The 351-nt window shown below is 75.5% G+C and carries 1 protein-coding gene and 1 pseudogene (1 of these 2 only partly in view); both read left to right on the top strand.

From position 1 onward, the window contains the following. Positions 1–68, top strand: a pseudogene (locus ACFFNX_RS52230) (AMP-binding enzyme); it begins 355 nt to the left of the window's first position. After that, a partial coding sequence (locus tag ACFFNX_RS52225) for a hypothetical protein (RefSeq protein WP_378213926.1) occupies positions 26–351 on the top strand: 326 nt, incomplete at its 3' end. The pseudogene ACFFNX_RS52230 and the gene ACFFNX_RS52225, both read left to right, overlap by 43 nt.

Below are 351 nucleotides of genomic sequence, written 5' to 3'. Positions count from 1 at the left end.
CTTCCGGCTCGGTGGGGACAGCATCGTGTGCATCCAGCTTGTCGCCGCGGCCCGCAAAGACGGTCTGACGATCACCCCGCGCGCGGTGTTCGAGCACCGTACACCGGCCGGGCTGGCCCGGGTCGTACGGGTCGCCGCCGACGGCGCGGAGGCACGGCCGGGTGATGAGACCGGCGACGTGCCGCTGACCCCGATCGTGGCCTGGCTGCGCGCCCACGGCGGGCCGTACGACCGGTTCGTCCAGTCCGCCACGATCGCGTTGCCCGAGGGCTGCGACGACCGCCGGCTGGCCGCCGTCCTGGCGGCCGTCGTCGCCGCGCACCCGATGCTGCGGCTGCGCGCCGACCTGGC

Source organism: Actinoallomurus acaciae (assembly GCF_042429965.1).
In the GTDB taxonomy this organism is placed as follows: domain Bacteria; phylum Actinomycetota; class Actinomycetes; order Streptosporangiales; family Streptosporangiaceae; genus Actinoallomurus; species Actinoallomurus acaciae.
Note: the sequence above shows the minus strand (reverse complement) of the source record. Positions and strands in the feature narration are given on the sequence as shown.